Below are 14,702 nucleotides of genomic sequence, written 5' to 3' on the forward strand. Positions count from 1 at the left end.
TGGCGGAGGTGGCGAGATTTGAACTCGCGATGGGGTTTTAGCCCCAAACCCGCTTAGCAGGCGGGCGCCATAGACCGGACTAGGCGACACCTCCAACGAGGGACAACAGTATCGGGTGGCTGGCGCTCGGGCAAAGTCACGCCGGAAATCCTTGCCACACTCGGCGCCTCGGCAACCCTCGAGGTGGCCTCAAGCAAGCCACAGCCCCCACCTTGGGTCCTGCCCCTGCGGGGCCATAGCATCGAGCGACAGATTCGAGAAGGACATCCATGCCTCCAGCCCGACGTGCGCGCAGCGCTGCCGACGACGCCCCCAGAACGCCACGCCCCCGACGAGCCCGGACCAGCTCCGAAGACACCGGGGTGAATCCGGCGATCCCTTCTCCGGGTCCGGGGACCATCCACGAGGGCTCACGGACCGGGGCCTTCCGGCGCGCGCTGGGGTGGACCACCCTCGCCGCCATCGCCCCCGGGCTGGGCCTGCTGCCCACCAGGCGACGCGGAATCGGCCTCGGCATCTTCGGGGCGTGGGTGATCGGCCTGGCCTCTGTCTCGCTGTTGTTGTGGACCAATCTGTCAGGTCTCGCGTCGGTGGCGGTGCGCCCCGGGATGCTGCGCATCGTCGGCATCGGCGCGGTGGCCGCGGCCCTGTTCCTGTCCTCGCTGATCGCCGCGACACACACCCTGACTCGGCCCTCGCGGCCGAGTACCCTGCAGCGCAGCCTGGGCGCCGTGTGGGTGGCCGTCCTCAGCTTCGCGGTCAGTGCGCCACTGGTCGTCGGCGCCGGCTATGCGCGCAACCAGGCATCCCTGGTCGACGGCGTCTTCCGGACCGACAGCCGCTCCCAGACCCGCCCCGACACTGCCCTGTTCCAGGACAAGCCACGGCTCAACATCCTTCTCCTGGGCGCGGACTCCACCGCCATCCGCAACGAACACGGCGACGGGGTCCGCACCGACACGATCATGGTGGCCAGCATAGACACCGCCACCGGTGACACGTCGCTCTTCCAGATCCCCCGCAACATGGCCCGGATGCCCTTCCCGGAGGGGAGCCCGCTCGCCGGGGCCTATCCCGACGGCTTCTACGGCGGCAATGCGGACAATGCCGAGTACTTCGCCAATGCCGTCTACCAGAACGTTCCCGCACAGCATCCGGAACTGTTCACCGGAACCGACTACCCGGGCGCGGATGCGCTGAAGCTCGGCGTCGGCGCGGCCCTCGGCCTGGAGATCGACTACTTCATGATGGTCAACATCGACGGCCTGACGAAGCTGATCGATGCCATGGGTGGAGTCCACCTGAACGTGAACTCCCGGATCCCAGTGGCCGGCGACTCCGAGGGCCGCGCGTCGACGGGGTGGATCGAGCCAGGCCCGGACAAGCTGCTCAACGGCTATTACGCCATGTGGTACGCCCGCAGCCGCAAGGGCTCCACGGACTACAACCGGATGGGCCGCCAGACCTGCGTCGTGAAGGCCGTGATCGACCAGGCGGATCCCGCCACCATGCTCACCCGCTACGAGGCGATCGCACGGGCGTCCAAGGACATGATCATGACCGACATTCCCCAGGACGTCCTGTCCCCCCTGGTGGCGCTGACCCTGCGGGTCAAGGAAGGGCATGTGCGACGGGTGCTCTTCGTCCATGGCAAGGACGGTTTCGAGACCACGGATCCGGACTTCATGATGATGCGACAGCGCGTCCAGAAGACACTGGAGGAGGCGAAGGCGGCCCCTGCACCGAAGAAGAAGACCGCGCCGGCCACCACTCCGTCATCGGCCGCACCCAGCAGCCAGGAACCCACCCAGCAGGCCAGCACCCCGTCCGCGGCGCCCAGCACCCAGAGCGAGGACGTCAGCGATGCCTGCGCCTACAACCCGGGACCCGAACAGCCCTGAGGGCCTCGGACACTGGCGCTGACCATGCCGCCGGGGTTCAGCCGTGGCTGACGACGTCGGGGTCCTGCGGCTCGTGGGGGTTGATCAGCGGGACGTTGATGGTCTCGCCATAGCCACGGTCGGCGTCGAGGTGCGCGGCGACATCCGCCACCAGCGCCTTCATCTCCGGGTCATCGCCGCCCCCCGGGCACAGGATGTGGGTGCGGCCCACCTGCCCGTGGTACAGCGTCAGGTGCGAGCCGTGGGCGCTGGTGGTCACCTTGGTGACATCACCCCAGCTACCGGCCTTGTCCACACCGGGCCCGACGATCCGGTAGCCCTCGGCGTCCAGGTCCACGAAGGTACGCATGGTGTGCATGGACCAGCCGGCCATGCCCGCCAGCGCCAGGCCGGCCAGCAGCAGCACGACGGCCAGCGCGGTCCACACCGCACCGGAGACCGCGGCCAGCAGCAGGGCCCCCAGCAGGACGAGCACTGCGGCAATCACGAAGGCACGAACCGGTGGCCTGGGCTTCAGGACGTGGCGAGCCGGTTCCGGACGAGGGCTGGGTGCGGCGGTCACGGGGGACTCCTGTTCGTGGTGATCGAACGTTGATCTGGCGGCGAGGGTGGGATTCGAACCCACGGAGAGTTGCCCCTCGGTCGCTTTCAAGGCGACTGCACTAGTCCACTATGCGACCTCGCCGTGACGCCCGGAACATGTCCTGACGTCGTCGGCCATCGTACTCGACGCTGTGGCAGGCTGGATGCCATGCGCGCAATCACCGTGACCGAGCCCGGCGGACCCCAGCAGCTGCAGTGGTCCGAAGTCCCCACCCCCTCCCCCGCGGAGGGTGAGGTGCTGGTGAAGACCATCGCCGTCGGCGTCAACCGCGCCGACCTCCTGCAACGCCAGGGCCACTACCCGCCGCCCCGCGGCATCAGCGACGTGATGGGCCTGGAGGCCACCGGCACGGTGGCCGAACTCGGCAAGGGCGTCACCGGCATGTCCGTCGGCGACGAGGTGGTCTGCCTGCTGGCAGGCGGCGCCTACGCGGAGTACTTCGTCGTCCCCACAGGCCAGTGCATTGCCGTGCCACAGGGCGTCGACGTCGTCACCGCCGCGGGCCTGGTGGAGGTGGCGGCCACCGTGGTCAGCAACATGGACGGCGTGGGCCTCGAGGCCGGCGAGACCCTGCTGGTGCACGGCGGCGCGGGGGGCATCGGGACCTTCGCCATCCAGTACGCCAAGGCGCTGGGGTGCCGGGTGCTCACCACGGCCGGTTCGAAGGCCAAGTTGGAGCACTGCCGCGCCATGGGCGCCGACGTCGCGATCGACTACCACGATGACTGGGTGGCCGCCGTCAAGGAGGCCACCGACGGCCAGGGTGCCGACGTGATCCTGGACGTGATGGGCGCCAAGTACCTGGAGCTGAACGTCGATGCCCTGGCCACCGCCGGCCGGCTGGTCATCATCGGCATGCAGGGCGGTGTCAAGGGCACCCTGAACATCGGCAAGCTCCTCTCCAAGCGCGCGCTGGTGACGGCGACGAGCCTGCGCTTCCGGCCCGTCGAGGAGAAGGTGGCCATCTGCCAGCGGGTCGCCGAGGTGGTGTGGCCGATGATCGCCGACGGCAGGATCAAGCCCGCCCCCGAGACCCGGATCCCGCTCAAGGAGGCGCGCCGCGCCCACGAGCAGCTGGCCGGCGGCGAGAACATCGGCAAGATCATCCTCGTCGCCTGACGGGCGCGGGTGGGCGCCCCTCAGGTCAGCAGGAAGGCCCAGGCGAACCAGAAGAGCCAGACCGCAGCCAGCAGACCCAGCACCGCCGGGATGGTGATCCGCCACTCCTTGCCTGGCACCGCATCTGGCTCGTCGGAGACCTCGCCACGCATCCCGGGGATCGCCGGAAGGGCGTAGTGGACGTCGAGGGCGCCAGCCTCGGGCACGTGCACCTCGGCGGCCGCGCGCCCCGTACGGCCCCAGCTCACCCGGCCAACGAATTCCAGTTCGTGCTCACCCGCCGCGACGGGGATCTCGTGGATGACGGCGGGGCTTCCCGCCTCCAGCCAGTGCTCCTGGCCGTCGACGCGCACCTCCACCGGCCCCCGGGCATTGAGGGCCAACAGATGAAGACGGAGCACGGGCTCGGACACCGCCCCAGTCTTCCAGACACACCCGCGCCGCCGCATGGCATGCCTAAGCTGGAGCCATGACTCGCATCGAGACCGACAGCATGGGCGCCGTCGAGGTGCCCGCCGAGCACTACTGGGGCGCACAGACGCAGCGCAGCCTGCACCACTTCGACATCGGACGCAGCACCTTCGTCTGGCAGCGTCCGATGATCCGGGCGCTGGGCGTGCTGAAGAAGGCCGCGGCCCAGGCCAATGGCGAGTTGGGTGAACTGCCCGCCGAGATCAGCGATCTGGTCGTGCGCGCCGCCGACGAGGTGATCGACGGCAGCCGGGACGCGGACTTCCCGCTGGTGGTCTTCCAGACCGGCTCCGGCACCCAGTCCAACATGAATGCCAATGAGGTGATCAGCAACCGGGCCATCGAGCTGGCCGGGGGCAAGTTGGGCAGCAAGGAGCCGGTACATCCCAATGACCACGTCAACCGCGGCCAGTCGTCGAATGACACCTTCCCCACCGCGATGCACATCGCCGTGGTCTGCGAGCTGCAGCGCACCCTCTATCCCGGCGTCGAGCAACTGCGCGAGACGCTGGCCGGGCTGGCGGAGCGATTCGACGACGTGGTGATGGTGGGGCGCACGCACCTGCAGGACGCCACTCCGGTGCGGCTGGGTCAGGTCATCGGCGGCTGGGTGGCGCAGCTGGACGAGGCCCTGGTGGCAGTCCACCATGCCGACGAGCAGGCCCGGGGACTGGCCATCGGCGGCACCGCGGTGGGAACCGGGCTCAATTCGCATCCAGACTTCGGGCCGCTGGCCGCGCGTCGGATCAGCGAGGAGACGGGGATCGACTTCCGACAGGCCGACAACCTGTTCGCTGCCCTCAGCGCCCACGACTCCCTGGTCACCGTGAGCGCGGCGCTGCGCACCCTGGCCGGCGCCCTGATGAAGATCGCCAATGACGTGCGCTGGTATGCCTCTGGGCCCCGCGACGGCATCGGTGAACTGGTGATCCCGGAGAACGAACCGGGCAGCTCGATCATGCCCGGCAAGGTGAATCCCACCCAGTGCGAGGCCCTGACCATGGTCTCCGCCAAGGTCTTCGGCAATGACGCAACCGTCGCCTTCGCCGGCAGCCAGGGCAATTTCCAGCTCAATGTCTTCAAGCCCGTGATGGCCTGGAGCGTGTTGGAGTCCATCCAGTTGATCGGTGAGGCGTGTGTCAGCTTCGACCTCCACTGCGCCCGGGGCATCGAGCCGAACACGGCGGTGATCGAGCAGCACCTGCAGAGCAACCTGATGCTGGTCACCGCGCTGAACCGTCACATCGGCTATGACAAGGCCGCGAAGATCGCCAAGACCGCCCACCGGGAGGACAAGACACTGCGTCAGGTGGCGGTCGAACTGGGCCTGGTCAGCGAAGAGGACTTCGACCGCTGGGTGCTTCCCCAGGACATGACGCGCCCCAGCACGTCCTGAGCACACAGCCGGAACGAGGCTTGGAATATTTATTCGACGTGTCGAATAGGTATGCGCTAGACTTTTGCCGTGTCCAAAGTTCTGACTTCCCTTCCGGCCGGCGAGCGCGTCGGCATCGCCTTCTCCGGAGGCCTCGACACCTCCGTCGCCGTCGCCTGGATGCGCGAGAAGGGTGCGATTCCCTGCACCTACACCGCGCACATCGGCCAGTACGACGAGCCCGACATCGAGTCCGTGCCCGGCCGCGCCGGCCAGTACGGCGCCGAGATCAGCCGCCTGGTGGACTGCCGTGAGCAGCTCGTCGAGGAGGGCCTGAGCGCCCTGGCCTGTGGCGCCTTCCACATCACCAGCGCCGGCCGCGCCTACTTCAACACCACGCCGATCGGCCGTGCCGTCACCGGCACCCTGCTGGTGCGCGCCATGGCCGCCGACGACGTGAACATCTGGGGCGACGGCAGCACCTACAAGGGCAATGACATCGAGCGTTTCTACCGCTACGGCCTGATGGCCAACCCGCAGCTGCGCATCTACAAGCCCTGGCTGGACGAGGACTTCGTGCGCGAGCTGGGTGGCCGCGACGAGATGAGCGTCTGGCTGACCGAGCGCAAACTGCCCTACCGCGACTCCAAGGAGAAGGCCTACTCCACCGACGCCAACATCTGGGGCGCCACCCACGAGGCCAAGACGCTGGAGAACCTGAACGTCGGCCTCGAGGACGTCGAGCCCATCATGGGCGTCAAGTTCTGGGACCCGTCGGTGTCCATCGACACCGAGGACGTGAAGATCACCTTCCACCAGGGCCGCCCGGTGGAGATCAACGGCGAGAGCTTCTCCTCCGCCGTGGACCTGGTGATGAAGGCCAACGAGATCGGTGGCCGTCACGGTCTGGGCATGAGCGACCAGATCGAGAACCGCATCATCGAGGCCAAGAGCCGCGGCATCTACGAGGCTCCCGGCATGGCGCTGCTGTTCATCGCCTACGAGCGGCTGCTGAACGCGATCCACAACGAGGACACGCTGCAGAACTACCACCAGCAGGGCCAGCGCCTGGGTCGACTGCTCTACGAGGGCCGCTGGCTGGACCCGCAGAGCCTGATGCTGCGCGAGTCGATCACCCGCTGGGTGGCCAGCGCCGTGACCGGAACCGTCACCCTGCGCTTGCGTCGCGGCGAGGACTACACGATCCTCGACACCGACGGCCCCAACTTCAGCTACCACGCGGAGAAGCTGTCCATGGAGCGCGTGCAGGACGCCGCCTTCGGCCCCACCGACCGCATCGGCCAGCTGACCATGCGCAACCTGGACATCGCCGACTCGCGCGAGAAGCTCGAGATCTACGCGTCGCAGGGCGTGCTGGGTGGCGCCTCCGCCGAGCTGGTGGGAGAGCTGAAGGCCGGCGCCGGCAAGCAGATCCCGTCGCTGGGACGTGGCTCCGACGAGGCCGAGGCCTCGCTGGATTCCGCCGCGATGGACTTCGGTCTGGACTGATCCCACGACGCCTCACCCGGCGCCTGTCCACGTGACCTGCTGTGCCCCCGGCCGAATTGGCCGGGGGCACTGCCCTGCCCAACCCAGCGGGTCTCGCGAACCGAATCACCGGTGCCATGGAGTCTGGTGCGCTGCTAGTTTCCACCCATGAAGCAGTCCACCGAACGCATCCTGACCACCCACGTCGGCAGCCTGCCACGCACCGAGTCGCTGCTCGCCGCCAACCAGAAGCGGGACAGCGATCCCGAGGCCTTCGCCGCCGAGCTCACCCGCGCCGTTGACGACGTGGTCGCGCGCCAGCGGGAAGTGGGCATCGACGTCGTCAACGACGGCGAGTACGGCCACGCCACCACCAAGAGCCAGGACTTCGGCTCCTGGTGGACCTACTCCTTCGACCGCACCAGCGGCCTGGAGCTGAACCCGGAGAACGTCTGGGACACCCGGATCGCGAAGTCCACGCCGGGCCAGGTCGTGCTCACCGGCATGAACGATCGCCGGGACCGGCAGCTCTTCCGCGCGGTCTACGACGATGCCGCCGCGGTGCATCCGACCACGCGCCAGCGCCCGCAGGCCGTCGCACCCTTGGGCTACATCGGCCAGGAGGCCGTCGCCGCCGACACCGGCAACCTGACCGCCGCGATGGCCGCCCACGGCGCCGACGAGGGCTTCATCTGCGCCATCGCCCCGGGCGCCGCCTCCCGCATCGGCAGCGCCGTGCACGCGGATGACGAGGCCTACATGGACGACTGGGCACAGGTTCTGCACCAGGAGTACAAGGCGATCACCGATGCCGGGCTGATCGTGCAGATCGACGACCCGTCCATCGCGGAGAACTTCGACCAGATCGACCCCGAGCCCAGCGTCGCCGACTACCTCGCCTTCACCCAGAAGCGCGTCGACGCCCTCAACAAGGCCCTGGAGGGGATCCCGGCAGAGCAGGTGCGCTTCCACCTGTGCTGGGGTTCGTGGAATGGCCCGCACACCACGGACTTCCCGATGTCCGAGCTGGTGGAGCTGATGCTCACCATCAACGCGCAGGCCTACACATTCGAGGCCGCAGGGTCTCGCCACGAGCACGAGTGGGAGGTGTGGAAGGACGTCGAACTACCCGACGGCAAGCTGATCCTGCCCGGCGTGGTCACCCACCACACCAACATCGTCGAGCACCCCCGCCTGGTGGCGCAGCGGATCGAGCGCTTCGCCGACGCGGTGGGCCGCGAGAAGGTCATCGCCTCCACCGACTGTGGCCTGGGCGGACGCATCCACCCGGACATCGCGTGGGCCAAGCTGGGCGCCCTCGTCGAAGGCGCCCAGCTGGCCAGCGAGAAGCTCTGGGCCTGAGCCCGCTCAGCCGCGGGGGTTCAATCAGTCGAAGCATCATTGCTTGGGCTGGCCATATCCCTTCAGCGCTTCGACGGTGTAGCTCACCTGTTCTTGTGTGAGCAGCTTGACGGGGGCGCCCGTGGCCATGGCCTTCAGCTGCACCTCGCAGACGTACTCGAGATATGGGAGGAGCCCGAAGGCCTTGTCCAAGGTGGCTCCAACGGTGACCGCGCCATGGTTTGCCATCAGTGCGCCATGTCGCCCCTCGAGCGCGGTGCAGACATTCTTCGCCAGCTCGTCAGTTCCGAAGTGCGCGTAGGGCGCCACCCGGATCGGACCGTTGAACATCGACGAGTAGTAGTGCGACACGGGCACCTCGTCACAAACCAACCCGACGGCTGTCGAAGCTGGAGCATGGTTGTGCGTGATGGCCCCGGCATCGGTACCTCGGTAGACGGCCAGATGAAGCGGCAGCTCGCTCGAGGGCTTCAGAGACGCCTCGACGGGAGCCCCCGACATGTCATGCACCCCAACCATCTCAGGCGTAAGTTCCTCGTAGGCCACACCGGAAGGCGAGATCACCACAAGATCGCCGAGCCGCACCGAGACGTTGCCGGCAGTGCCCACCACCAATCCCTGCCCTTGCATCTCCTGACAGGTGTGGACGACGGCCCTTCGGGCCTGTTCATGCAACATTGGATGTGTCCTCTCGACTCGCGGGGAGCAGCCCCGTTCTTGGCTTCATTGAACTGTTGCGTCCCGGAACGGGCCATCCAGCCATTGCCCAGCAGTAGGCAATCCCCCCCCCGCCTCCTCGTTGCCCCCGCGGTGGCAATTCACGAATGGTTTCCAGCAGGCATCCGGGCAAGTCTGGTCCCCGGGGCCCTCGACGACGTTGGCCCCGGCCAGAGCGAGGAGGAGTCAGATGACGACGATGAAGGCCGCTGTCATGCACGGCCCCGGGGACATCCGCTTCGAGGATGTCGCGGCACCCAGCTGCCCGAGCGGTGGTTTCGTGGTGAAGGTGGAGGCCGTTGGGCTGTGCGGATCCGACATCCGCAACCTTTCCACCGACTCCCGAAAGGGAAAATACCCCCACATCTACGGCCATGAGGTGGTGGGTACAGTCGTCGAATCCGACGCGGACTCCGAACGCGTCACCACGGGACAACGCATCTATCTCTACCCCCTGGCGCACTGCTTGGCCTGTGAATTCTGCCGCGCCGGCCACCACGAACAGTGCACCGACGTGGAGGAGTACACCGAGAGCCCCGGAGGTTTCGCCCAGTACATCTCCTACTCCGCCCGACGGGTGGATCGCGGAGCCTTCTTTCCCGTTCCTGACGGTGTGAGTCCGGAACGCGCGTCGCTCGCCGAGCCGCTGTCTTCGTGCTACGCCTGCCTGGACAACATCGACGTTCGGATCGGGGACAGCGTCGCCATCCTGGGGGCTGGCCCGATCGGAATCTTCCTGGCGATCCTGGCCCGGATGCGGGGTGCCAGCCAGGTCTTCCTCATCGACGTCAACCAGGAGCGCCTGGACAAGGCCTCACGCTTCGGCATCGGCTTCCGCGTCGACTCCTCCCGGACCGACGCTGTCGACTTCGTGAAGCAGCACACCGGAGGCTTGGGCGCCCACAAGGTCATCTCGGCCAACCCGACAACGGCCGGCCAGCAGCAGGCTCTTCTCATGGCCCGTCGCTGTGGCACCGTCGTCTTCTTCGGGGGCGTACCCAAGGGCACCCTCACGGAGATCGACAGCAACCACATCCACTACAGCAGCCTGTGGATCTACGGCCACTACGGCGCGAACTCCATGCAAGTGCAGAAGGCGTTCGAGATCGCGATCGACCCCGCCTTCCCGGCCGACGACGTCATCACGCATGTGCTGCCGCTCAGCGAGATCCAGCAGGCCATCGACCTGACCCGTTCCGGGGAGGCCCTCAAGGTGGTCCTGCAACCGAACTGACTCGTGGGGCCACTGCTCGCCACACCACACGAGGAGCGGGGTCCTGCACCAACCGGTGCAGGACCCCGCGCCTCGTGGGCCTTCCCTTCAACCAACCCTCACGCCGTCAATCGTTCTGTGACGCGCTCCGCAATCTCCTCCCGCGACGTGAGCTCCCGCAGACCCGCCATGAAGTCCGTGTCCTGGAAGCTCCTCACCAAGGTTTTGAGGAGCTTGACGTGCGCGGCGCCGTCGGAAAAGACGAGCAGAAAGATGCAGCTCACCTCGACGGTGGAGTCGACCCCTCCCCCCATCTCGCCAGCGGTGACGGGCTTCGACAAGGTGGCCACGGAGACTGCGTCGGCCACGACATGCTCGGGGTCCGTGTGCGGCATGGCGACACCACCGTTGAGGGGAAGGCCCGTAGGGAACTGCCTCTCTCGTTCGACGACGGCGGCCTCGAAGCTCGGCCTGACCCGCCCCGCTTGCAGCAGCGGCTGCGCCATGAGCTGCAGGGCTTCTTGGTAGCTCTCGGCGGCCAGGCGTACGTGCACGAATTCGGGCTCGATGAGCTGACGCATGGAAGTGATTCCTCTCGGAGGCTGTGGTGTGAAAAAGGGTGGGGCGGGGCGCCACGGCCAGGTGACGCCCCCGCTCCGTTCAGCCCATGATGTGGTTCAGAAGCCCGATGATGACATTGGGGAGGTTGTAACCGAAGAAGGTGTCGGTCACCGTCCCGTCCACGGGAACCCCCGTCGCCTTCATCATCATGGTCGCCTCAGGGGCGAGCAGGTGCGTCATCCACTCGACGAACAGGAGGAAGAAGGAACCGGCCACCAGTGTGCGGAAGAGATTGCCACGGCAGCCCAGGGCGATCAGCGGAACCATGTAGACAATGCCAGTGAGCATGCCCACCGGGAAGTAGGTCATCCCGGGGATCAGGAAGGCGAACAGGATCGCCATTGGAATCAGCAGCACCGTCGCGGTGACGGCCGTCGGATCACCCAGGCCGAGGGCGATGTCCATGCCGATGACCAGCTCGCGTCCCTTGCCGTCCTTGCTCTTGAGGTGCTTCTTCATGAAGGCCTGGGCGCCGGCACCAACGGCCGTCAGGCCCTCCATCATCACCGAGACCATGCGCGGCAGCAGGACCAGGACCGTGGCGATGCCCATGCCCATGCTGAGCACGCCCTGCCAGGGCTGGCGGGTCAGCAGGCCAAGGAAGACGCCGACGATCAGGCCGATGAAGGCGGGGTCGCCGAAGAATCCCAGCTTGTCGGAGATCTTCTCCATGGACAGGTCGATCTTGCGGAGGCCGGGGATCCGATCGATGAGCCAGTTGAAGGCAACGCCCACGGGCCACGCGAAGGAGATGTAGGACAAGGTGGAACAGGTGGTGCCCTCAATGCCGTAGTACTCCTGCCAGCTGGGGGCCACCTTCTGTGCGATGAACAGGTTGACCACCGACAGCCCGAGCACGACGAGCAGGCCGATCCAGGCCTTGCCCGTGAGGGCATAGGCCAAGGTCCCGGGGATCAGGAAGTGGATGAAGTTCCAGATGTCCACGTTGAGGACATTGGTCCAGCCCAGCACGATCATTACAATGTTGATCAACACGATGCCGAGAATGGCCGGTGCGGCGAAGGGCGCCGCCCAGGACGCGGCACCGACGGCGGCCCATCCCACGTCGACCGTGGTGAATCCACCGCCCTGGATCCCCTTGTAGTACTCGATGGCCGGTGAGACGGCGGCCATCATGGCACCGATCACCAGCACCAGACCGGCGAAGCCGATGCCGATCATCAGGCCAGCCTTGATGGACTTGCCAAGTGACATGCGGAAGACGAGGCACAGGATCGTCATCACGACGGGTAGCAGCACTGCCGCGCCTACATCCATGATGCTCTTGAGGAAATCAACCATTGGGATTCTCCAGTCGGGAGTCGTTGAGGATCAGGGGCAGCAGGATCAGGAGCACTGTCCGAGGACCTTGCGCGCTTCGTCGACGATCTGCTGGGCGACGGCATCCTCGTTGATCCCCGAGATCAACCCGAAGACCTGGATCACCGGCTTGTCGATCTGCTTGGCGTACCGCGCAGTGACCATGATGATGTCGACGCTGTCGGCCATTGCCGGCACCTGCGAGACAGTGCCCTTGGAGATCTTCGCCGGGATCTTGGCATCCGCCAGGATCTGCTTGACCTTCTCCTGGGCCACCGTCGACGTGGCGATGCCGCTGCCGCAGGCGATGAAGATGCGAACCTCGTTGCTCATGTGACTCTCCTTTGGGTCGTTCTGACCCCATGCTCGATCCGGGTCAGGGTGCCTCCGGCGCAAGAAGTGTGGCCAGCAAGGCACACCGAGACTGCTCCTTCGGCCTGGCTCCCGTCACTTGTCCCATTGCCGCCGTGGTGGCAACCACCCGTTGCCGCCACGGCGGCAACGGCGCGGGAGTTCTTCCTAGTGAGAGCAAAGTAGGCTGTACGGGAGAGAAGGTGGACCATGATTTCCTTCACAGAACGCCAGAGACTTCTGGTCCAGCTCCTGGGAGAACTGGAGGGCGCCATCTCGGGCGCCGATCTGGCGGCGCTGCTCGGCGTCAGTGTCCGGACAGTGCGTTACGACGTGCAGCGCATCAATCGGGGTGCGCGCACCGAGCTCGTGGTGGCAGACAATTCCGGCTACCGCCTGGCCCGCGTCGCCTTTCGTGACTACCTGGCACAGGCCAGCGAGGTCAGGGCCCCCATCAGCAATGCTGAACGCATCCTGCTCTACCTCACGACCCATCCCGTCACGGATGTCTACGATGTGATGCGCGATTGCTACGTGAGTGAGACGGTGGCCCGTAGTGAGCTGGCGCGGATCTCCTCCGAACTCACGGGCAAGGGCCTTTCGCTGAGTGTGACTGGGGCTCGGGTCCAACTCGCGGGGAGCGAGTTGGCCCTGCGCAAGCTGATCGGTCAGATGGTGCGTCAGGCGATGGACACCGTCGTCGGCCGCAACCAACGCATAGCCGTTCATTTCCCCGATATCGATGTCACGAGCGTGCATGGCACCGTTGCGAAGGTGCTGGCCAAGAGCCGGATCGAGCCGAACGACATCCACCTCGAGAATGCCGTCATTACCCTCGCCATCTGTCTGCAGCGCAGGAACTCGCCCCTAACCCAAGGCGAATACAGCCCCAGCCGCTGGTCCCCCTCCGTTGACAAGATCACCCTCGAGGTCCTTGAGGCGCTGGTCGACCTGTACCCCGACCGACCCTTGGCAGCCGTCGACCGAGCCTACGCACGAGACGTCTTGGCAGTGACGCTCAGCGGGCACCTCCAGATCGATGAGGTTCCCTCCGAGGTGGACCAACAGCTCGAGAATGCCGTCCGGCAGGCTCTCACCCTCACCATCGAGAAGTTCAACCTGCCGATCCCCGCGGACAAGCAGGCCAAGCTCTTCCGCGGTCTGTCGGAACACACCGCTAGACTCGTGGCCCGCAACAAGCTGATGCCCTACTTCCACAATGGGCTCAGGGAATCGTTGAAGTCACGCTCCCCGCTCATCTACGATGCCGCCGTCTACATGGCTGACAGGCTCTTCCGGGGTCTTGGCCTGCCCCTCCCCGACGACGAGATCGGTCTGCTGGCCATCTATCTGGGCCTGTACTCCGAAGCGACGACGTTCGGGGACGGGAAAATCACGGCCGTGTTGGTCTGCCCCCGCTACGGAACCTTGCGTGACTGGCTGTTGTCTGGCCTGATGCATCGGTTCGGGGAGAGATTGCGCATCGTCGATATGGTGGCGACCAATCGAGAGGCCATCGGGTGCGACGCGGACCTCGTCATCTCGACCCTCGGCGAGCAGGAGATGGGACCCGACACCGTGCGGATCAGCGCCCTTCTCTCGGAGGAGGACCTCAGCTGTCTGGAGAATGCCCTGACCGTCGCGGCCACCCGTCGCAGCCGGCGTTGCATGGCGCAGGCCATGGCACGATTCATGAACCCGTCGCTCTATTTCGCCGACTCCGACGTGACGACCTCGCACGAGGCGATCAGATTCCTGTGTGGCCAGCTCTACGAGACCGGGGCCGTCCCGGAGGACTTCGAGGAGAGCGTCCGATTGCGGGAGGCCTACTCGTCGACGGCTTTCGCACGCCGCTTCGCGGTACCTCACTCGATGGACTTCATGGCCCACCAGACCAGCGTCTGCATCCTGATCCCCAGACGACCCATCCCCTGGGGCGAGGCCGAGGCTTCGCTCGTCATGCTGCTGGCAGTCAATTCCGCCGACTACGACGAGTTTGAGCGCTTCTACCAGCCGCTGATCAACCTGCTGATGGACCCCCAGCGCTTCGCCGAGGTGCAGAAGATGAAGACCTTTCGGGACTTCTCCAACTACTTGGTGCAGAAGCTGAGCGCCTGAACTGACCCAAAGAATGAACTGCCTGCGCCTCCCCCGGACAAG

13 protein-coding genes and 2 tRNA genes are annotated in these 14,702 nt (G+C 66.3%); 7 read left to right on the top strand and 8 right to left on the bottom strand.

The window, feature by feature from the left end; genetic code table 11:
- A tRNA-Ser gene (locus EDD41_RS08410) sits at nucleotides 1-94 on the bottom strand.
- Nucleotides 95-269: 175 nt separating this feature from the next.
- Here EDD41_RS08410 and EDD41_RS08415 point away from each other — a divergent pair.
- On the top strand, nucleotides 270-1,901 hold the full coding sequence (locus EDD41_RS08415; protein ID WP_123575578.1) for an LCP family protein: 1,632 nt from the start codon (nucleotides 270-272) through the stop codon (nucleotides 1,899-1,901).
- A gap of 37 nt (nucleotides 1,902-1,938) precedes the next feature.
- Here EDD41_RS08415 and EDD41_RS08420 read toward each other — a convergent pair whose 3' ends face one another.
- Nucleotides 1,939-2,463, bottom strand: a complete 525-nt coding sequence (locus EDD41_RS08420) for a hypothetical protein (protein ID WP_094765494.1) — start codon at nucleotides 2,461-2,463, stop codon at nucleotides 1,939-1,941.
- Between the two features lie 35 nt (nucleotides 2,464-2,498).
- Nucleotides 2,499-2,586: transfer RNA gene (locus EDD41_RS08425), tRNA-Ser, on the bottom strand.
- A gap of 66 nt (nucleotides 2,587-2,652) precedes the next feature.
- Between EDD41_RS08425 and EDD41_RS08430 the strand changes: the two genes are divergently transcribed.
- The gene (locus tag EDD41_RS08430; protein WP_094765495.1) at nucleotides 2,653-3,624 is read left to right on the top strand and encodes an NAD(P)H-quinone oxidoreductase; all 972 of its coding nucleotides are present in this window, start codon (nucleotides 2,653-2,655) and stop codon (nucleotides 3,622-3,624) included.
- Between the two features lie 20 nt (nucleotides 3,625-3,644).
- Here the strand turns inward: EDD41_RS08430 and EDD41_RS08435 are convergent, their stop codons facing one another.
- Complete coding sequence (locus EDD41_RS08435; RefSeq protein WP_094765496.1) at nucleotides 3,645-4,037, bottom strand: hypothetical protein; 393 nt, start codon at nucleotides 4,035-4,037, stop codon at nucleotides 3,645-3,647.
- Nucleotides 4,038-4,093: 56 nt separating this feature from the next.
- On the opposite strand from EDD41_RS08435, the gene fumC reads away from it, so the two are divergent.
- From fumC to EDD41_RS08450, 3 genes are all read left to right on the top strand, one after another.
- Nucleotides 4,094-5,491, top strand: a complete 1,398-nt coding sequence (gene fumC / locus EDD41_RS08440) for a class II fumarate hydratase (RefSeq protein WP_094765497.1) — start codon at nucleotides 4,094-4,096, stop codon at nucleotides 5,489-5,491.
- Between the two features lie 69 nt (nucleotides 5,492-5,560).
- Nucleotides 5,561-6,979, top strand: coding sequence for an argininosuccinate synthase (gene argG / locus EDD41_RS08445; RefSeq protein ID WP_094765498.1), 1,419 nt, complete (start codon nucleotides 5,561-5,563; stop codon nucleotides 6,977-6,979).
- A 147-nt stretch (nucleotides 6,980-7,126) separates the two neighbouring features.
- A complete protein-coding gene (locus tag EDD41_RS08450) occupies nucleotides 7,127-8,320 on the top strand; it encodes a cobalamin-independent methionine synthase II family protein (protein ID WP_123575579.1) in 1,194 nt (397 codons plus the stop codon).
- Nucleotides 8,321-8,356: 36 nt separating this feature from the next.
- Here the strand turns inward: EDD41_RS08450 and EDD41_RS08455 are convergent, their stop codons facing one another.
- Complete coding sequence (locus tag EDD41_RS08455) at nucleotides 8,357-8,998, bottom strand: class II aldolase/adducin family protein (RefSeq protein ID WP_123575580.1); 642 nt, start codon at nucleotides 8,996-8,998, stop codon at nucleotides 8,357-8,359.
- A 229-nt stretch (nucleotides 8,999-9,227) separates the two neighbouring features.
- Between EDD41_RS08455 and EDD41_RS08460 the strand changes: the two genes are divergently transcribed.
- Nucleotides 9,228-10,271 (top strand): alcohol dehydrogenase catalytic domain-containing protein, encoded by a 1,044-nt coding sequence (locus tag EDD41_RS08460; RefSeq protein ID WP_211336616.1) that lies wholly within the window; start codon nucleotides 9,228-9,230, stop codon nucleotides 10,269-10,271.
- A 98-nt stretch (nucleotides 10,272-10,369) separates the two neighbouring features.
- On the opposite strand, the gene EDD41_RS08465 is transcribed toward EDD41_RS08460, so the two are convergent.
- From EDD41_RS08465 to EDD41_RS08475, 3 genes are all read right to left on the bottom strand, one after another.
- On the bottom strand, nucleotides 10,370-10,831 hold the full coding sequence (locus tag EDD41_RS08465) for a PTS sugar transporter subunit IIA (protein ID WP_123575581.1): 462 nt from the start codon (nucleotides 10,829-10,831) through the stop codon (nucleotides 10,370-10,372).
- Between the two features lie 79 nt (nucleotides 10,832-10,910).
- Nucleotides 10,911-12,173: a PTS transporter subunit IIC gene (locus EDD41_RS08470; protein WP_123575582.1), complete on the bottom strand. Its 1,263-nt coding sequence runs from the start codon at nucleotides 12,171-12,173 to the stop codon at nucleotides 10,911-10,913.
- A 45-nt stretch (nucleotides 12,174-12,218) separates the two neighbouring features.
- Nucleotides 12,219-12,524: a PTS sugar transporter subunit IIB gene (locus EDD41_RS08475; RefSeq protein WP_123575583.1), complete on the bottom strand. Its 306-nt coding sequence runs from the start codon at nucleotides 12,522-12,524 to the stop codon at nucleotides 12,219-12,221.
- Nucleotides 12,525-12,752: 228 nt separating this feature from the next.
- On the opposite strand from EDD41_RS08475, the gene EDD41_RS08480 reads away from it, so the two are divergent.
- Nucleotides 12,753-14,660: a BglG family transcription antiterminator gene (locus EDD41_RS08480; RefSeq protein WP_123575584.1), complete on the top strand. Its 1,908-nt coding sequence runs from the start codon at nucleotides 12,753-12,755 to the stop codon at nucleotides 14,658-14,660.
- Nucleotides 14,661-14,702: the final 42 nt, after the last annotated feature.

Source organism: Luteococcus japonicus, assembly GCF_003752415.1.
Lineage (GTDB): Bacteria > Actinomycetota > Actinomycetes > Propionibacteriales > Propionibacteriaceae > Luteococcus > Luteococcus japonicus.